Source organism: Nonomuraea sp. K271, assembly GCF_009908215.1.
GTDB classification, from domain to species: domain Bacteria; phylum Actinomycetota; class Actinomycetes; order Streptosporangiales; family Streptosporangiaceae; genus Nonomuraea; species Nonomuraea longispora.
Genome location: NZ_JAAAHR010000032.1, coordinates 38,565 through 55,097, shown reverse-complemented (window position 1 = coordinate 55,097; position 16,533 = coordinate 38,565). Strand labels below are relative to the sequence as shown.

Below are 16,533 nucleotides of genomic sequence, written 5' to 3'. Positions count from 1 at the left end.
GGCGCGCGGCCCTGCTCCTGGGCGCCGGCACGGGGGGCGTACCATCCATCACGTCGTTCACGGGCATGGAGGCGGCGTGGCGGAGCAGCCTGGCGGGCTGGACCTGCATCTCGACCTGCATCTGGGAGGGCAGCACCACGGGCGCCGCGGGCAGGGCGTGCTCGGGCGGTCGCTGGAGTCGGCGCTGCGCGACGGGGTGCGCTCCGGCCGGCTGCCGCCCGGCACCCGGTTGCCGGGCAGCCGGAGTCTCGCGGCCGATCTGGGCATCTCGCGGGGCACCGTCGTCCAGGCCTACACCCAGCTGATCGCCGAAGGCTGGCTGACCGGTGCGCAGGGATCCGGCACCTCGGTCGCGACGCCCCCCGTCCCGACGGCGGAACCGGGTGAGAAGGCGGTCGCCGGCGCCGGACAGGGCCGAGAGGCGGAGCCCGGCGACGGGCTCTGGTCGGTGGACCTGCGTCCGGGCCGGCCCGACGTCGGCTCGTTCCCGCGTACGGCGTGGGCGTCAGCCGTGCGCCGGGCGCTGGCCACGGCGCCCTGCCACGACCTGGACTACGGCGACCCGGCCGGGCTGCCGGTGCTGCGGCAGGCGATCGCCGGTTACGCCGGGCGGGCCCGCGGCGTGCGGACCGACGCCGACTCCGTGATCGTGGTCGGCGGGTTCTCCTCCGGGCTGGCGCTGCTCGCCCGGGCCAGGCGCGGCCTCGGTGGCACGCGGATCGCCACCGAGGACCCGGGGCTGCCCCGCCACCGCGAGCTGGTGCGGGCCGCGGGGCTGGATACGGTGCCGCTCGCCGTCGACGCGGGCGGCGCCGACCCGGCAGGACTGCCCCTGCGATGCGCGGCCGCGCTGCTCACTCCCGCGCACCAGCACCCGCTGGGCGTGGTGCTGGCGCCCGAACGGCGGGTGGCTTTCGCAGGCTGGGCGCGGCAAACCGACGGCTACCTGATCGAGGACGACTACGACGGGGAGTTCCGCTACGACCACCACCCGGTCGGCGCCCTGCGAGCGCTGGCGCCCGACCGGGTCGTCTACGCGGGCAGCGCCAGCAAGGCGCTGGCTCCGGGGATGCGGCTCGGCTGGCTGGTCGTGCCTCCGTCGCTGCGCGAGCCGGTGATCCGGGCCGTCGAGGACACTGGGGCGTCGGTTCCGTCCGTGACGCAACTGGCCCTGGCGGACCTGATCGAGCGGGGCGAGTACGACCGGCACATCCGCCGCTCGCGCCTGGTCTACCGGCGGCGTCGCACGGAGTTGGCACAACGGCTCTCGTCACCGCTGCCGGGAGTGGCCGCGGGGCTGCACGCGCTGCTGCCCCTCCCCTCGGCCGAGCGGGAACGGCGGTTGATCGAGGCCGGGCGGCGGGCAGGTGTCCGCCTCCAGGGCCTGCACGCCGCCGGCTACTGGTACGAGCCGTCCGGCGACCGGCCCGCCGCGCTGCTCATCGGGTACGCCGCCCCGCCCCGGCACGACTGGCGCCGCGCTCTGGAGGCCCTCTGCGCGCTCATCGCCTGGCCGGCGTGACTCCAGCCCACCGAGCGCCCCCGGCCGCACGGGAGATCACCTGGGCGAAACCGTCACGCCTGAGGGATGAGCAGGCGCCCAGCCCAGGTGCTTGCGGGCGTAGTGGTTGTCGCCGCCCCGCCGCCGGGTTCCTCGGAGCGTCCGAGCGGGGCGGCGGCGGGGCGCCGACGGCCTGGCAGCAGGCGGGCAGGCAGTCGGCGGCGGGAACGGGCTGGAGGTCGGTCAGCTGGTGCATGACCACGTCAGGGGCGGCCTCGCGGACCGCCAGGGCGAGGCCGTGCGCGTCGATGACGTCGCCGCGCACGGCGGCGGCGCCGTCCGGCACCGGTCGCCGGCCTCGGGTCAGCGCCGTGACCCGGTGGCCCTCGGCGAGCAGCCTCGGCACGACGTGGCGGCCGAGCACGCCGGTAGCGCCCGCCAGGAGGACGTGCGTGATCACGCCTCCCCTGGCCTGGGCGCGCGGCGGTCGCGACGGGCCGCGAGCTCGCCTTCGCCCACGAGGGTGAGCATCGGCTCACCCGGCACGCCGGCCATCACCACCACGAACCGGGTCCAGGCGTCCCTCAGGTTGTTGGCCGCCTGGTAGTGGATCACATCTCCACCGGGCTCCCAGAACGCCTCGCCCGCTCTGATCACCCGTTCCGGCTCCCCCTCCAGCTCGAAGATCATCTCGCCTTCGAGCATGTATCCGAAGACCGGCCCGGAGTGCCGGTGCGGCGGCGTGCCCGGGTCACCCGGCGGCAACTCGACCTTCGCCGTCATCATCTCCGCCCCCTGCGGGATGAACGGCGGGATCTGGTGGTCCAGGGTTGTCAATACCGTTCCCGACCTGCTTGTCATCGTCATACTGCCGAGGCTAGGCGGGCCTCGGACCACGCACATAGACCGGTTCGGGGTCGATCCAGTGGACCACTCACCCCTTGACCTTGAAGCTGCTCTTCGACGGCCTGAACACCGGCGCCGTGCCCTGGCAGTCGTTGACGGGAGCGCCCAGGAACTCCCACATCCAGAACATGGTGTCGCGGCGCCCCTTGTCGTGCACGGTGAAGGAGACCTTCTTCCCGCTCACGTCCATCTTCGGTTCGCCCTCGATGTTGACGTAGCCCTTGGTGATGACGCCGGTGGCGACCGCGATGCCGTCGCCCGCGACCAGGCAGGCGATCCTGCCCTGGAAGTCGCCCACGGTCGGCTTGCCCGGCTTGCCGGCGTGGAACACGTCGAACGTGCCCTGCGTCTTGACGCCGTCGCTCCTGGCGTCGACGGCGAAGCGCACCTTCTCCCCCGCCCACTGGCCGAACGACTCGGGCAACGTCCCGGAGGCGCTGCCGCGCAGCGCGTACGCGGGCCTCTCGGGTGCGGTCGCGTCCGAGACGGCCGCGGCGGGGGTGGTCAGCAGGGCGAGAGCGGCGATCGGGGCGGCGAGTGCGATGGTTCTTCTCATACCCGTCAGGCTGTCGGCAGCGGGCCGCCGGGGGTTCCCCCCGCCGGGGGATCCTCCTCCCCCGGCCGGGCCAGCCCGGCGCACGACCGGTCAGGCGGGCGCGCGGCCCGTCACCGGCGCCGTTCCCTGCGGTGCCGGGTGACCAGCACACCCCCTATCGCCAGCGTGAGCAGGCCGAAGCCGATCCCGATGAGCGGGTTCGCGCCGATCGTGGAGGTGACCATGTTGCACACAGCGCTGACGAGCAGCAACAACCACAGAACGGGCCTGGTCATCCTGCCGCGGACGGCGATCTCGGGTTTCATCATGGTGAGCTCCTCACTCGGCGTGGTCGTCATGCCGTCGACGTTACGGAGCGTCGTCATCGCCGGCGATCCCGCCACCGGGACGCAGGAGGTACAGCAGGCTGTACTCTTCCGCCGATGATCTCCACCGGCCCTCTGACGATGCCCTATCGTCTGAGCGGGAGGTGCGGGGATGCCGGTCAACGACCCCCATGAGGGTGATGAGCCGGTCCGTCCATGGGACCCGATCGTTCGCGGACGCGCCACCCTTGACGGGCTCGAACAACTCGTCGGCGGGTTCGGCACGGCGGTGCTGGCGCTGTTCACACTGTGCGGAGTGATCATCAGCGCGCTGGCCTGCGTGGTCGGCATCGGCCTGCTCGTGTTGCCCACCGCCCTGCGGGTGCTGCGGGCCCTCGCCAACCGCGAGCGGGCGCGGTTGTCCCGCTCGGGCCCGGAACTCATCGCCGCCGATCCGGTGCCCGACGGCCTGCTGGCCGCTCTCAAGCAGCCGGTCACCCGGCGGGAGTTGTGCTGGGTGCTCTGCCACGCGAGCTTCGGGCTGGCGCTCGGCCTGACCGGCGTCAGCCTTCCGCTCAACGCCGTGCGTGACCTCACCTATCCCCTGTGGTGGCAACTCCCGCCGCCGGGCGACACGGCCGGGGCCGGCATGAGCCTGCTGGCCGTGAACGAGCTGTTCGACGCCTTCCTGATCGCCCTGATGGGGATCGGGTGGGTGGTGCTCACCCTGCTCGTCGTCCCGGTCGTGCCACGGTTGCAAGCGTGGCACGGACGCCGGCTGCTGGCCGCCGGCCCGGAGGCCGACCTGGCGCTGCGGGTGGCCCAGCTCACCGCGACCCGGGCGGCGGCGGTGGACGCGCACGCCGCCGAGTTGCGCAGGATCGAACGGCTGCTGCACGACGGCACCCAGAACCGCATCGTCGCCGTCACCGTCATGCTCGGGGCGGCCCGCCGCGCGGTGGCGCACGACCCGGCGATCGCCGAGGCCATGCTGGAGGACGCGCAGGGCGCCGCCGAGAAGGCGCTCGCCGAACTGCGCGGGCTCGTACGCAGCATCCTGCCGCCGGTGCTCGAGGACCGCAGCCTGTCCGACGCGCTGACCGGGCTGGCGGCGGCCTGCCCCGTCCCCTGCGGGATCGACGCCGACCTCCCCGGCCGGTGCGCCGTCTCCGTCGAGGCCACGGCCTATTTCGTGGTGGCCGAGGCGCTGACCAACGTCGCCAGGCACAGCGGTGCGAGACGCGCCACCGTCACCGTCCGCCGGCGCGACGAACGGCTCCGGCTGACGATCACCGACAACGGCCGCGGCGGGGCCGGAGAACGATCCGGATCCGGCCTGGCCGGGATCCGCCACCGTACAGAAGCGCACGACGGAACGTTCGCGCTGACCAGCCCCCCAGGTGGGCCGACCACCTTGAATGTGAGTTTGCCATGCGGATTGTGATCGCTGAGGATGACCCGTTGCTGCGCGAGGGTCTCGCGCTGCTGTTGCGTGCCGAGGCACTCGACGTCGTGGCCACCACGGCCGACCCCGACAGTTTTCTGCAGGCGGTGGACACCCACAGACCCGACACGGCCATCGTCGACGTACGGATGCCGCCCAGCCACACGGACGAGGGCATCAGGGCCGCCGTCGAGGCCAGGCGCAGGCAGCCCGGCCTGGCGGTGCTGGTTTTGTCGGCGTACGTCGAGCAGGCGTTCGCCACCGACCTGCTCGCCCACGGCAGCGCCCGGCTGGGCTACATGCTGAAGGAGCGGGTAGGGCGGGTGCAGGAGTTCCTGAGCGCGCTGCACCGGGTGGCGGACGGCGGCACGGCCATCGACCCTGAGGTCGTCGCGCAACTCCTCACCCGCACCCGGCCCGACAACCAGCTGGAGCGGCTCAGCCCCCGCGAGCGCGACGTGCTGGCGCTGATGGCCGAAGGGCTGGGCAACGCCGCCATCGCCGAGCGGCTCTTCGTCACAGACGGCGCCGTGCACAAGCACATCCGCAACATCTTCGCCAAACTCGACCTGGCGCCCACGGACCGTACGGACCGCCGGGTGGCCGCCGTGCTCCACTACCTCGAAAGCGGCGGGCAGCACAAGGCGTAGTGCTGGCTGTACCACCGGACTCCAGCACGTGGTATCGATCAGGCGGCCGGCTCGCCGACATGCTTGAAGCCGTCACAGACAGCCCGTGAGCAGGAGGCGTTCCCCCATGATCGATCTGCGTGTCACCACCCGGCGTACGCTGGCGGGGCTGGCCGGGCTGGCGGTGGCCGGCACGCTGGCGACCGCCCCGGCGAGCGCGGCCACACCGTCGTCGGACCTGCAGCGCAGGTTCGACTCGCTGGTCACCGACCACAAGTTCCCCGCTGTCCTGGCCGCCGTTCGCGGACGCGACGGGCGCACCCAGCACTACACCGCGGGCGTGGCCGACCTCAAGACGGAGGCCAAGGTGCCCGTGGACGGCCAGGTGCGCATCGCCAGCAACACCAAGATGTTCACCGCCGTCGTCGTGCTGCAACTCGTCGGCGAGGGCAAGGTCAAGCTGGACGCGCCCGTCGAGAAGTACCTGCCGAAGCTGCTGCGGGGCAAGGCCGGCGACGGCAGGAAAATCACCGTACGACAGCTGCTGCAGCACACCGCCGGCCTGCCCGACTACGACACCGTGCTGCTCAAGGACTACTTCGACATCCAGCACCGCCACTACGAGCCGCACGACCTGGTCGCGGCAGCCCAGACGGAGAAGGGCACGCCCGTCGGCCGCTGGAGCTACAGCAACACCGGTTACGTGCTGGCCGGGCTCATCGTCCAGCAGGTCACCGGCCGTCCCATCGGCGAGGAGATCACCCGGCGGGTCATCAAGCCGCTGGGGCTGAAGAAGACGTACTGGCCGGGCGTGGGCGAGCAGCGGATCCGCGGGACGCACCCCAAGGGCTACTTCCGGGCGAAGCCCAACAAGCCGTACACCGACGTGTCCGAGATGGACCCCTCCTTGGCGTGGGCCGCCGGCCAGCTCGTCGCCACGCCGAGCGATCTCAACCGGTTCATGCTCGGGCTGCTGGACGGCAAGCTGCTCAAGCCGCAGCAGCTCAGGCAGATGAAGAAGACCGTCGCCGCCCCGCAGTTCGACGGCACGGGCAAGGCCCGCTACGGGCTCGGCATCGCGAGCTTCGAGCTGAGCTGCGGCGGCGTCGCCTGGTCGCACGGCGGTTCCGCCCCCGGCTACGCCACCAGCAACGCCGCCACCGGGGACGGGCGGGCGGCCACCATCGCCACCACCGCGCTCCCCGCCGACATGAAGTCCGTCAAGCAGATCGAGACTGCGCTGGACCGCGCCCTGTGCCGATGATCCCGTGCCGGCGTGCCCGCCCGCTCACATGTGAGCGGGCGGACACGCCGGCGTCAGGCCCCCAGATCCCTGACGATGTTGTCCAGCCGGGTCGCGACGGCCTCCAAAGTCTGCTCGTCGGGAGGCCCTTCGTCGGGAAGCTGGGCCGCCACCTCCTCGCGGCTGGCGATGACCAGGCCCCGGTGGGCGTCGTCCACCTCGGCGGCCGGCAGCACGACACAGTCGCCGCGGACGAAGACCAGCGTGGCGTCCTGGTGGCGTGAGTCCAGCAGTTGACGGACGCATTCCGGATCGATCATTGACATCGCGGCTCCTTGCCGACAGTGTTCGGCCGCCGTGGCCGCGCGTGCGCCCGGCTCCCGGCCTCAGCAAGTGCGCTTACCCCAGTGGAGAAGGTGAAACCAGGGGACTTGCGAACAAGTCGCGCCACTGCGTTATGTGCTCGGCATATCACTAAGAGTGACATTAGGGTGAGGCCAGTGGGCCCAGGGTGCCCCGCACGAGAGGAACGAGCACATGTCCCAGGAACCGAGAATCGACGTCGAGACCAAGGCACAGGGGATCGAGGGCACTCTCACCACCGACCAGATCCAGCGCATCGCGGACGCGCTCGGGCGGCAGGGAGTCTGGTTCGCCACGCCGCCCGCGCGCGACGGGCGGGCGCCCAGGGCCGACCTGGTCTGGGACCTGGTGGGCGACCGGCCGCACGAGGGCCACACGGCCACCGGCCGGGCCGCCGTGCACCTGGCGGAGGGGCACACCGCGCTTGCCCGGCCGCTCATCATCGCCGACGGCTTCAACTACGGGCCGAGCGACCTCGACGCGCTCTGGCTCCACCTCAACGCCCCCTACCAGAACAACGTACCCGGCCTCCTCGACCAGCTCAGAATGATGGGCTTCGACGTGGTGCTGCTCGGCTTCGACGAGCGGCACACCCACATCCAGGCCAACGCCGCCGTGGCGGTCACCTGCGTCCTGCGCGCCATCGAGGAGCGGCGGGGCGACGATCCGCTGGTCGTCGGCGGCGTCAGCATGGGCGGCATGATCACCAGGTACGCGCTGGCACGCATGGAGAGCGAGCGCCTCGACCACCAGACGGACAAGTACTTCTCCTACGACACGCCGCACCTCGGCGCGTGGATCCCGCTGGTGCTCCAGCAGCTGGCCTACCTGCACGAGTCGATCCAGCCGGCCGCCGACGGGCCGGGGCAAGCCGCCCTCATCCGCAGCCCGGCCGCGCAGCAGCTGCTGTGGGCCTGGGTCGAGAACGAGACCTACTCGGGTCCCGTCACCACCGCCAGCTCGCTGCGTACCGACTTCCTCGACGACCTGCGCCGGGTCGGCTGGTTCCCGATGCGCCCGTACAAGCTGGGCCTCGCCAACGGGATCGGCAACGGCACGGGCCCCGGGCTGCCGCCTGGCACGCCCGTCTTCGACCTGCGGCACGACTCCCTGCAGCTCACCGCCAGGATCCAGCCCGACCTGGGCGAGCTGCAGAACGTCGGCACGGTCAGGTTCGGCGGGCCGGTGTGGACGAGCGCCACCAGCCAGGTGGCCGCGTTCGACGGCGCTCCCGGCGGCACGCTCGACTCGTGGGGCCGGGTCGCCGACGCGATGGGCCTGCCGATCGACGACGCCCTGCGCGCCGGCTGCTTCGTCCCCGTGGTCAGCGCGGTCGCCCTGGCCAGGGACCCCTTCCAGTGGCAGCCCGAGCTCTACCGCGACCTCAGCGACCTGCCCAAGGACGAGACGTTCCTCGACGCGTTCTGCTGCGACCTCGCCAACTCGGCGCACGGCAGCGTGTCCCCGACCCTGGTCGAGTGGTTCCTGGAGCAGCTCGCGGGCTGGTGACCCGCGCACCGGGTGCCGGCTCGCGGCCGGCACCCGGTCTTCCTCCGGGCTCTCAGCGGCGGCCTCTGTGCACGCACATGAGCTGGTCGCGGGTGGCGTTCTTGTCGCGGTAGGCGATGACGGCCGGGCCCTCGGCGCTCTGGTGGCCGGGCAGCCGCTGGTCGATGCTCCAGCCGGAGCCGTTGAAACTGGCCCACCAGAGGCTCTGGTCGGCGTCGCCGCGGTGCACGCAGTAGAGCCGGTCCTTGTAGACGGTCAGCGACGGACCCTCCGCGGCGTGATGGCGGGGCAACCGCTGGTCGGTGCTCCACTCCGAGCCGTCCCACCGCGTCCACCACAACGACGCGTCCTCGCCGGCACCGCGGTGCACACAGTAGAGGTGGCCTCGGTAGACGGCCAGCGCCGGGTTCGACCGGCTGGAGTGGCCGGGCAGCCGCCGGTCGGGGCTCCACCCCGAACCGTCCCACCGCGTCCACCACAACGACGCGTCCTCGCCGCTGCCCCGGTGCACGCAGTAGAGCTGCCCGTCGTACGCGGCCAGAGCGGGGGCGGCGGCGCTGGCATGGCCGGGCAGCCGCTCGTCAGCGGTCCAGCCGGTGCCGTCCCAGCGGGTCCACCACAACGCGTCCTCGCCCGCGCCCCGGTGCACGCAGTAGAGCTGCCCGTCGTACGCGGCCAGCGCCGGCCCCGAGTCGCTGAAGTGCCCAGGGAAACGCTGGTCCTCGCTCCAGCCCTCCTCGGCGTCGTAGACCGTCCACCACAGGCTGGAGTCACCGTCGCCGCCGCGGTGCGCCAGGTAGAGGCGGTCCTGGAACTCCGCGAGCGCCGGCCCCGACACGCTGAAGTGGTCGACGAACGGCTGGTCGCCGCTCCACCCCTCGTCCGGCTCGTGCATGGCCCAGTAGAGCTGGGCGTCGCCGCCCGGCCTGTCGTCATCGCGAGCGGGCACGAGCATGGCGGGCGCCGTCCACGGGGACACCAGCCGGACCCCGTACGGACGGGCGGCCGAGGCGATCCAACCGGCCTTGTCCCGCACCGAACGCTCGACGATCCGGGCCAGCCAGGAGCCCAGCACGGCGCCCGCTATCTCCCCGGTCGGCTGCGCGATCTCCGAGGCCAGCAGCGCCGCGCTCTCGTTGAGGTGGATCTCGAAACCCCACCACCTGGCCACCGGCCAGACCTCCGCGCCCATGGCGCCCAGGTCACGCTGGAGGCCGCGTACGCGCTCCTGGTCGTGCGCGGCGAGCGCGGCGATCTGGCTCTCGCTCTCCCGCCTGGCCTCGGCCGCGGTGCGGGCGGAGGCGTCGTCCAGCAGCTCTGACGCCACCGCCTCGTCGACCGCCGCGGCGGCCGCGGGGTCGTCCTGGGCGAGCAGCAGCGTGGCCTCGCCGCCCACCGCCGTCTCCTCAGCGTCGATCTCTGTCTTCTCGGCCCGGGTGTCATCGGTCATTTCAGCCCCCTGGAGTGATCCGCGGCTGCACGCTGCATACGTGCACCAACCCGACCCATAGTAACTGTTAGTAACAACACGATCACTATGGGGTCATCTGTGTCTTCCCCCGGCGGGGGCCCGCGTTCACACCGGATTTCCAAGCCGTCATCATCTGACTCTCATACGGGTACGCCATGGTCCCGGTTCCGCTAGATCCGATCTAGCGGACGTCTAGCGCCTCAAGGGTGACGGGCCAGGGCTCGGCGAGGAGGCGGCACCATGGCGAACACCCCGCTGCGGGTCGCGGTGATCATCGGCAGCACGCGGGCCGGACGCGCCTGCGACGCGGTCGCCGGCTGGTTCACCGAGCGGGCCCGCCGCCGCGAGGAGCTCGCCGTCAAGGTGCTCGACCTGGCGGGCTACGCGTTCCCCGCGCACTACCCGGCGCAGGCGACGCCGGCCATGCGCCGCTTCGCCGGTGACATCGGCGCCGCTGACGGGTTCGTCGTCATCACCCCCGAGTACAACCGCAGTTTCCCCGCCCCGCTCAAGCAGGCGATCGACTTCGCCTACGACGAGTGGCAGGCCAAGCCGGTCGGGTTCGTCTCCTACGGCTCGGGCTCCGCCGGCCACTACGCCGTCGAGCAGCTCCGCACGGTCTTCTCCGCCCTGCACGCCGTGACCATGCGCGACTGGGTGGGTCTCGACCTGCTCGGCGGCGACTTCGACGGCTGCGCGCCCCTCGACACCGACGACCGCCTGCGGGCCGTCGCCACCATGCTCGACCAGCTCACCTGGTGGGGCAGGACGCTGCGCGCCGGCAGACGGGCCCAGCCGTACGTCACATGAACAGTTCATCGGAAAGGAACACCATGCCTGATCTGGCGATACAGACCTCCGGCCTGGTCAAGGTCTTCGGCGAGACACGCGCCGTGGACGGCCTCGACCTCCAGGTGCCGGCCGGCGCCGTCTACGGCGTGCTCGGGCCCAACGGCGCGGGCAAGACCACGGCCGTGCGCATGCTGGCCACGCTGCTGCGGCCCGACGGCGGCGAGGCGACCGTGTTCGGGCACGACGTGGTGCGCGAGGCCGACGCCGTACGCAGCCGCGTCAGCTTGACCGGCCAGTACGCCTCCGTGGACGAGGAGATGACCGGCGCCGAGAACCTCATCCTGCTCGGCCGCCTCCTCGGCCACCGCAAACCCGCCGCCAGGGAGCGGGCGGCGCAACTGCTGGAGGCGTTCGGGCTGAGCGAGGCAGCCGGACGGCAGGTCAAAACCTACTCCGGTGGCATGCGGCGGCGCATCGACATCGCCGCCAGCATCCTCAACACGCCCGAGCTGCTCTTCCTCGACGAGCCCACGACCGGGCTCGACCCGCGCAGCCGCAACCAGGTCTGGGACATCGTCCGCATCGTCGTCGCCCACGGCACCACCGTGCTGCTCACCACGCAGTACCTCGAAGAGGCCGACCGACTGGCCGGCCGCATCGCGGTCATCGACCGGGGCAAGGTCATCGCCGAGGGCACCCCGGGCGAGCTGAAGTCCTCCGTCGGCGCGGGCGCGGTCCACGTACGCCTGCGCGACGCGGCCACCCGGCCCGACGCCGAGCGCGTGCTGACCGAGGCGCTGGACGCGACCGTCTACCTCGACGCCGACCCGGTGGCGCTCACGGCCCGCATCACCGGCAACGGCCGCGAGGCGGCCGCCGCCGAGCAGGCCTCGCGTGCCCTCGCCCGCCTCGCCGAGGCCGGCATCGTCGTCGACGACTTCTCCCTCGGCCAGCCCAGCCTGGACGAGGTCTTCCTCGCCCTCACCGACCACCCCGCCGCCGAGGAGGCAGCAGCATGAGCACGGCCACCGAGAACCCCACCACCTACGCGCCCGCGGCCGAGACCCTCGGCACCGTACTGGCTCCGAGCACGAAACCGCCGCGGCCGAGCGCGTGGTCGGCGTCCATGACGTTCGGCTGGCGGGCCATGCTGAAGATCAAGCACGTGCCCGAGCAGCTGTTCGACGTGACCGCGTTCCCGCTGATGATGACGCTGATGTTCACCTACCTGTTCGGCGGCGCGCTGGCCGGCTCGCCGACCGAATACCTGCAGTACCTGTTGCCGGGCATCATGGTGACGAGCGTCGTGATGATCACCATGTACACCGGGGTCGAGGTCAACAAGGACATCGAGAAGGGCGTCTTCGACCGGTTCCGCACCCTGCCCATCTGGCGTCCGTCCACCATGATCGGCTACCTGTTGGGCGACATCCTGCGCTACACGATGGCCTCGACGGTCATCCTGCTGGTGGGGCTGGTGCTCGGCTTCCGCCCGCAGGGCGGCCTCGCCGGAGCGGTGGGCGGGGTCCTGGTGCTGCTGGGCTTCTCGTTCGCGTTCTCGTGGATCTGGACGATGTTCGGGCTGATGTTGCGCAGCGAGAAGTCGGTGATGGGGATCAGCATGCTGGTGCTGATGCCGCTGACCTTCCTGAGCAACGTCTACGTCCAGCCCGCCACGATGCCGGGATGGTTGCAGGTGTTCGTCAACGCCAACCCGATCACCCACCTGGTGGCGTCCGTACGGTCGCTGATGGCCGGCACCCCCGACTTCGGGGAGCTCACGTGGGTGCTGGTGGCGTCGGTGCTGATGATCGCCGTCTTCGGCACGCTGACGATGCGGCTCTACAACCGCAAGTGAGCGAGCGCGTGACGGTGGGCGGTGGAGGAGTCCTTCCACCGCCCACCGGGGTCACCGCCAGCGCGGATCCCGAGTATCAGATGCGGCTGGTCGACCTGTTGCACGCAGGGACGGACTGGGCTCGCGCCCCCATGCGACAAGGCAGACAACACGACGGCCCCGGACTGCCGGAAAGGCGGGCACGACCGTCCGGAAGGGAAGCGGTCAGAGGCGCCAGGGGATGGTGTCGTCCGGCTGGTAGCGACACGTGGAGCCGGTCGAGACGGTGGCGCGCAGGTGGGCGGCCAGCTCGGGGTGGGCGTGGTCGAGCTTGCGCAGCGTGTCGCGGATCCGGGCGGTGACGGTCTTGCGGGCCCGCTCCGCCTCGTCGCCCAGCCGCCGCGTGCGCCCGCCCAGACCGGCCGCCGCCCGCAGCTCCTCCAGCAACGCGGCCCGCTCCCGGTCGAACTCGGCCGCCCGCCGGTCGTCGCCCAGCTCGGCGGCTCGGTCGATCTCGTCGTCGAGCTGGGCCAGGCGGCGGCGGTAACGGCTCTTGGCCTCTTCGTCGAGCACGTCGTCGCCGCCCAGTCTGCGGGCCGCCACGACGAGCTCGCCGCCTTCGGGATCGAGCAGGCGCACGGCGGGCACGTCGTCACCGGGGCGGCTCAGCAGCGTGTGCAGGTCGCGCAGGCCCTTGGCATCGGGCACGTGAGCGGCCCACCCCGCGAAGACCAGCGACCAGACCGCGCCCTCCCGCCTGAACTCCCCACCGACCCCACCATCCGCCGGAACCACCTTGCGCTCCCCGCCGACCGCTCTGTCCGCCGTAACCTCCTTCGGCTGCCCATCGACCGCGCCGCCTGCGTCGATCGCGTTGTCCCTCCCGGTCGCTCCGTCGCCTGTGTCGTCCGTCTCGGACCGCCCATGGGCCGCGTGGTCCGGCGGTTGCGGGGTGCCGGCTGCGGCAGCAGGCTGGTCGGCAGTCGCGGATGAGTGGCCGGATGGGGAAGCGGCCGGGGCGGGGACGTGGTGCATGCCGAGCTCGGCGGCTTCCTCGCGCACCCCGCCGAGCAGGTCCAGGGCTGCGCTCGCGTCGCCGGGGTCGTTTCGTGCATGGAGGGCGTCGGCCAGGTGGGCGCGGGCGAGGATGGACCATGGCCGAGCCTGCATCAGGTCGGCGGAGCGCCAGGCTGCCGTGAACCCCTCGACGGCGGCGTCCCATCGCCCCTCCGCGGCGTCGACCATGGCCAGCCAGAGATCGTAGGGGCCGCTGATGTCCCAGCCGAACAACGACACGGCCCAGCGCCCCCGATGCGGCTCCAGGGCGGCCCTGGCCTGGGTGCACAGCTCGGGGTCGCGGGTGGCGGCGGCGATCTGCGCCTGGAAGCGCAGCCACAGCGGTCTGGCCATGCGCTGGCGCGGCTCGCCGTCGGCGAAGTGGCGAAGCGCCAGGTCGAGGTCGCCGGCCTGCAGGGCGGTCAGCGCCTCCAGCACCGCTGCGCACGGATGCTCCGCGCCTCTGAGGTCGTGGAGCACCTGCTGCTGCTCCGTGGTGCGGCCCTGAAGCCACAACATCGCCCAGACGTGGTGGTCGATCATGGCGCTGAAGTGATCGTGGTGCGACACCGACCGGATCTGGGGCAGCAGTGACTCGGCTTCGGCGAAGCGACCGGCGAAGGCGGCGAGGATGCCGGCGTCGATGTCGGCGGTCATCGTGAGGTGTGACCGGCCGCTGCGCCGACTCCGCGCGACGTAGTCGTGGAAGTGGTCGAGGTAACGGGGGTCGCCCTGCTCGATCATGGCGACCCAGCGCAGCGCGGTGGCGAAGTGCTCCAGCTCGCGGTCGTCGGTGCGCCGGGCAACGCCGATCAGCTCGCCGGTCAGCGCCAGCCGCTCGCCCGCCGTGCCGGGGCCCCAGATGATGTCGTGGTGGGCCCACAGGCTGAACGTCAGCGCCTCGTCGTCGCCGCCCCGCCTGGCGTGGGCGGCGAGGTGGAAGATCAGGTCGAGGGCGAGCCGCTCGTCGGGCACCTGGCCGCCGACGAGCCGGGCGTGAGCCGTCTTCAGCAGGTCGCGGGCCTGGTCGAGGCCGTAGTGGGCGTGGAAGGTGAGCGCGACGCGGGCGGGCAGCTCGGGGTCGTCGAGGTCACGGGCGATCGCGACGGCCTCGTCGAGGACCTGTCGTGCCTGGTCGCGCTCGTTGAGGTGGGCGAGCTCCCTGCCCAGATCGATGGCGATCATGGCGCGTCTGCGCGGGTCGGCCGCGGCGCTCAGGTCGTAGGCCCGGCGCAGGTGCCCGAGTTGCTCCTCGCCGGCCAGCCGGCCCCTCGCGTCGTGGGCGGCGGCGAGCGTGAGGTCGATCGCCCGCCCCGGATCGACGCGGTCACCGGCGAGCCAGGCATGCCTGGCCAGGTCGCTCGGGAGCAGCCTGCCCGCCAGGCCGGGCGAGCCGTCGAGGGCGGCGACGACGGCGCCGTGCAGGTCGCGCGGGTCGTCGAGCGCGTCGTAGAGCGTCTCTCGCACCAGATCGTGGGCGAACGCGAACACGCCGCCGCCCTTGGCGACCACGAGCCTGGCGACCACGGCCAGCTCCAGCAGTCGGTCGACGTGGGCCACGGGCGCGGCGACGACGGCGGCCAGCACCTGACGGTGGAACTCGTTGCCGAGCACGGCGGCGACGGGCAGCAGCTCGGACACGGACCGGGGCAGCAACGACAGCCGGCGCAGCAGCGCGTCGCGCACTCCCGGAGTGACGGCGGCGACAGAGCCGCCGCTGCGCCACAACCGGGCGGTCTGCTCGACGAAGAACGGGTTGCCGCCGGTGCGCAGGTGCACCTCCGCGGCCAGGTCGGGGGGCGGCTCGTGGCCGGCGGTGCGGGTCATGAGCGCCCGGACGCCCGCCAGGTCGAGCCCGGTCAGCGAGATGGTGGTGGCTCTGGCGACGAGCGGCGCCAGCAGGTCGCGCAGCGGATGGTCGACCGGCTCGACCTCGGCGTCGCGGTAGGTGGCGATCAGCAGCAACCGCTCGAACCAGGTCTGCTGGGCCGCGAACTCCAGCAGCCGCAGCGAGGCCGGGTCGGCCACGTGGAGGTCGTCGATGACGATCACCACCGGACGCCGCTGCGCCAACGCGACCAGGGCCGAGGTGACCGCGTCGTAGAGCCGGAAGCCGTCAGGGGTCTCGCTGCCCTGCGCCTCGCCGAGCAGCGCAGCCAGACTGCCGCCGGCGGCCTCCTCGGCCTGCGCCCATTCCTGCGGCTCGGCGACCCGGCGCAGCGCCCTGATGACCTGGACCCAGGGCCAGTAGCCGGGCGCGCTGCCGGAATCCCAGCAGGCGCCGCCGACGACCAGCGCGTTCTGCCGCCTGGCCTCGCGGGCCGCGCTGGTGACCAGCGTGGTCTTGCCGATGCCGGCTTCGCCGGTGACCAGCACCAGGCCGCCGTGGCTGCCGATCGCTCTGGAGACCTCGGCATGCAGCAGCGCGGCAGGGTGCTCCCTGCCGATCAGCTCGTGCGACGTGACGCCCTGGGACATGACGCTTGCACGGTATCCGGCCGGGCCGACACTTTCCCAACGCCGGTGAAGGGCCACCGCTCGCTCCAGGTTCTCGTAGCCCGTGCAAGGGCCGCCTTCCGGTTGCCCGGAGCCGGCCGAAAAGGTGTCTTCACCCCCGGAGCCGGCCCGTGGCGGACACGAGCGCCGCATCACCAACGAGAAAGGGACACCGTGATGGACTTCGTTGACGAGATCAACCGGCACATCACGAGCTGGTCGACGGGAAGCGCAAGGCCCGCCTGCGGAAGATCATCTGGCTGTACGGCCGTAACCCGGGCTTCTCCGAGGTCGAGGTGCGCCTGTCCGCCGCCGGCGGTGGCACCCTGTCCGCGCTTGTGCACGCCGCCGAGGTGCCGCCCGACTTCTGGTCCGGCTTCGGCCGGCGCCCTCCTACGGCTTCAGCGCCACGTTCGGCTCGGTCA

15 protein-coding genes are annotated in these 16,533 nt (G+C 72.2%); 8 read left to right on the top strand and 7 right to left on the bottom strand.

Annotated elements, in window-relative coordinates; translation table 11 throughout:
* The first annotated feature begins 76 nt into the window (after nucleotides 1-76).
* A complete protein-coding gene (gene pdxR, locus GUY59_RS14295; RefSeq protein ID WP_138201104.1) occupies nucleotides 77-1,522 on the top strand; it encodes a MocR-like pyridoxine biosynthesis transcription factor PdxR in 1,446 nt (481 codons plus the stop codon).
* Here pdxR and GUY59_RS14290 read toward each other — a convergent pair.
* The 4 genes from GUY59_RS14290 to GUY59_RS14275 all read right to left on the bottom strand — a co-directional run bounded on the left by GUY59_RS14290 (nucleotide 1,503) and on the right by GUY59_RS14275 (nucleotide 3,328).
* Nucleotides 1,503-1,961 carry an NAD-dependent epimerase/dehydratase family protein gene (locus tag GUY59_RS14290; protein ID WP_138201105.1) on the bottom strand — a complete coding sequence of 153 codons (459 nt, stop codon included), beginning with the start codon at nucleotides 1,959-1,961 and terminating at the stop codon, nucleotides 1,503-1,505. The two genes, pdxR and GUY59_RS14290, sit on opposite strands and share 20 nt — an antisense overlap.
* Nucleotides 1,958-2,368 (bottom strand): cupin domain-containing protein, encoded by a 411-nt coding sequence (locus GUY59_RS14285; RefSeq protein ID WP_201760863.1) that lies wholly within the window; start codon nucleotides 2,366-2,368, stop codon nucleotides 1,958-1,960. The genes GUY59_RS14290 and GUY59_RS14285 overlap by 4 nt, the downstream gene beginning before the upstream one ends.
* Before the next feature lie 67 nt (nucleotides 2,369-2,435).
* Nucleotides 2,436-2,963, bottom strand: coding sequence for a hypothetical protein (locus GUY59_RS14280; RefSeq protein ID WP_138201106.1), 528 nt, complete (start codon nucleotides 2,961-2,963; stop codon nucleotides 2,436-2,438).
* Between the two features lie 110 nt (nucleotides 2,964-3,073).
* On the bottom strand, nucleotides 3,074-3,328 hold the full coding sequence (locus GUY59_RS14275) for a hypothetical protein (RefSeq protein ID WP_138201107.1): 255 nt from the start codon (nucleotides 3,326-3,328) through the stop codon (nucleotides 3,074-3,076).
* 112 nt (nucleotides 3,329-3,440) lie between these two features.
* Here GUY59_RS14275 and GUY59_RS14270 point away from each other — a divergent pair, with 112 nt between their 5' ends.
* The 3 genes from GUY59_RS14270 to GUY59_RS14260 all read left to right on the top strand — a co-directional run bounded on the left by GUY59_RS14270 (nucleotide 3,441) and on the right by GUY59_RS14260 (nucleotide 6,605).
* Nucleotides 3,441-4,712, top strand: a complete 1,272-nt coding sequence (locus GUY59_RS14270; RefSeq protein WP_138201108.1) for a sensor histidine kinase — start codon at nucleotides 3,441-3,443, stop codon at nucleotides 4,710-4,712.
* The gene (locus GUY59_RS14265; RefSeq protein ID WP_138201109.1) at nucleotides 4,700-5,362 is read left to right on the top strand and encodes a response regulator transcription factor; all 663 of its coding nucleotides are present in this window, start codon (nucleotides 4,700-4,702) and stop codon (nucleotides 5,360-5,362) included. Before GUY59_RS14270 ends, GUY59_RS14265 begins: the two co-directional genes overlap by 13 nt.
* A 106-nt stretch (nucleotides 5,363-5,468) precedes the next feature.
* A complete protein-coding gene (locus tag GUY59_RS14260) occupies nucleotides 5,469-6,605 on the top strand; it encodes a serine hydrolase domain-containing protein (RefSeq protein WP_138201110.1) in 1,137 nt (378 codons plus the stop codon).
* Nucleotides 6,606-6,658: 53 nt separating this feature from the next.
* On the opposite strand, the gene GUY59_RS14255 is transcribed toward GUY59_RS14260, so the two are convergent.
* Complete coding sequence (locus GUY59_RS14255; protein ID WP_138201111.1) at nucleotides 6,659-6,910, bottom strand: hypothetical protein; 252 nt, start codon at nucleotides 6,908-6,910, stop codon at nucleotides 6,659-6,661.
* 211 nt (nucleotides 6,911-7,121) lie between these two features.
* Here GUY59_RS14255 and GUY59_RS14250 point away from each other — a divergent pair, with 211 nt between their 5' ends.
* Nucleotides 7,122-8,456, top strand: coding sequence for an alpha/beta hydrolase (locus GUY59_RS14250; protein ID WP_138201112.1), 1,335 nt, complete (start codon nucleotides 7,122-7,124; stop codon nucleotides 8,454-8,456).
* A gap of 52 nt (nucleotides 8,457-8,508) precedes the next feature.
* Here the strand turns inward: GUY59_RS14250 and GUY59_RS14245 are convergent, their stop codons facing one another.
* Nucleotides 8,509-9,906, bottom strand: coding sequence for a hypothetical protein (locus GUY59_RS14245; RefSeq protein WP_138201113.1), 1,398 nt, complete (start codon nucleotides 9,904-9,906; stop codon nucleotides 8,509-8,511).
* Nucleotides 9,907-10,167: 261 nt separating this feature from the next.
* Between GUY59_RS14245 and GUY59_RS14240 the strand changes: the two genes are divergently transcribed.
* The 3 genes from GUY59_RS14240 to GUY59_RS14230 are packed head-to-tail and all read left to right on the top strand — an operon-like array spanning nucleotide 10,168 to nucleotide 12,577.
* Nucleotides 10,168-10,737: an NADPH-dependent FMN reductase gene (locus GUY59_RS14240; RefSeq protein WP_138201114.1), complete on the top strand. Its 570-nt coding sequence runs from the start codon at nucleotides 10,168-10,170 to the stop codon at nucleotides 10,735-10,737.
* Between the two features lie 23 nt (nucleotides 10,738-10,760).
* Nucleotides 10,761-11,738: an ATP-binding cassette domain-containing protein gene (locus tag GUY59_RS14235; protein ID WP_138201115.1), complete on the top strand. Its 978-nt coding sequence runs from the start codon at nucleotides 10,761-10,763 to the stop codon at nucleotides 11,736-11,738.
* Nucleotides 11,735-12,577, top strand: coding sequence for an ABC transporter permease (locus GUY59_RS14230; RefSeq protein WP_138201116.1), 843 nt, complete (start codon nucleotides 11,735-11,737; stop codon nucleotides 12,575-12,577). Before GUY59_RS14235 ends, GUY59_RS14230 begins: the two co-directional genes overlap by 4 nt.
* 204 nt (nucleotides 12,578-12,781) lie before the next feature.
* Here the strand turns inward: GUY59_RS14230 and GUY59_RS14225 are convergent, their stop codons facing one another.
* Complete coding sequence (locus tag GUY59_RS14225; RefSeq protein ID WP_138201117.1) at nucleotides 12,782-16,090, bottom strand: AAA family ATPase; 3,309 nt, start codon at nucleotides 16,088-16,090, stop codon at nucleotides 12,782-12,784.
* Nucleotides 16,091-16,533 lie beyond the last annotated feature (443 nt).

What these genes read in the sequence shown, in the direction of transcription:
- GUY59_RS14285 (WP_201760863.1), bottom strand. Translation starts at nt 2,368, where the DNA reads ATGACGATGACAAGCAGGTCGGGAACGGTATTGACAACCCTGGACCAC.
- GUY59_RS14280 (WP_138201106.1), bottom strand. Translation starts at nt 2,963, where the DNA reads ATGAGAAGAACCATCGCACTCGCCGCCCCGATCGCCGCTCTCGCCCTG.
- GUY59_RS14275 (WP_138201107.1), bottom strand. Translation starts at nt 3,328, where the DNA reads ATGACGACGCTCCGTAACGTCGACGGCATGACGACCACGCCGAGTGAG.
- GUY59_RS14270 (WP_138201108.1), top strand. Translation starts at nt 3,441, where the DNA reads ATGCCGGTCAACGACCCCCATGAGGGTGATGAGCCGGTCCGTCCATGG.
- GUY59_RS14265 (WP_138201109.1), top strand. Translation starts at nt 4,700, where the DNA reads ATGCGGATTGTGATCGCTGAGGATGACCCGTTGCTGCGCGAGGGTCTC.
- GUY59_RS14260 (WP_138201110.1), top strand. Translation starts at nt 5,469, where the DNA reads ATGATCGATCTGCGTGTCACCACCCGGCGTACGCTGGCGGGGCTGGCC.
- GUY59_RS14255 (WP_138201111.1), bottom strand. Translation starts at nt 6,910, where the DNA reads ATGTCAATGATCGATCCGGAATGCGTCCGTCAACTGCTGGACTCACGC.
- GUY59_RS14250 (WP_138201112.1), top strand. Translation starts at nt 7,122, where the DNA reads ATGTCCCAGGAACCGAGAATCGACGTCGAGACCAAGGCACAGGGGATC.
- GUY59_RS14245 (WP_138201113.1), bottom strand. Translation starts at nt 9,906, where the DNA reads ATGACCGATGACACCCGGGCCGAGAAGACAGAGATCGACGCTGAGGAG.
- GUY59_RS14240 (WP_138201114.1), top strand. Translation starts at nt 10,168, where the DNA reads ATGGCGAACACCCCGCTGCGGGTCGCGGTGATCATCGGCAGCACGCGG.
- GUY59_RS14235 (WP_138201115.1), top strand. Translation starts at nt 10,761, where the DNA reads ATGCCTGATCTGGCGATACAGACCTCCGGCCTGGTCAAGGTCTTCGGC.
- GUY59_RS14230 (WP_138201116.1), top strand. Translation starts at nt 11,735, where the DNA reads ATGAGCACGGCCACCGAGAACCCCACCACCTACGCGCCCGCGGCCGAG.
- GUY59_RS14225 (WP_138201117.1), bottom strand. Translation starts at nt 16,090, where the DNA reads ATGTCCCAGGGCGTCACGTCGCACGAGCTGATCGGCAGGGAGCACCCT.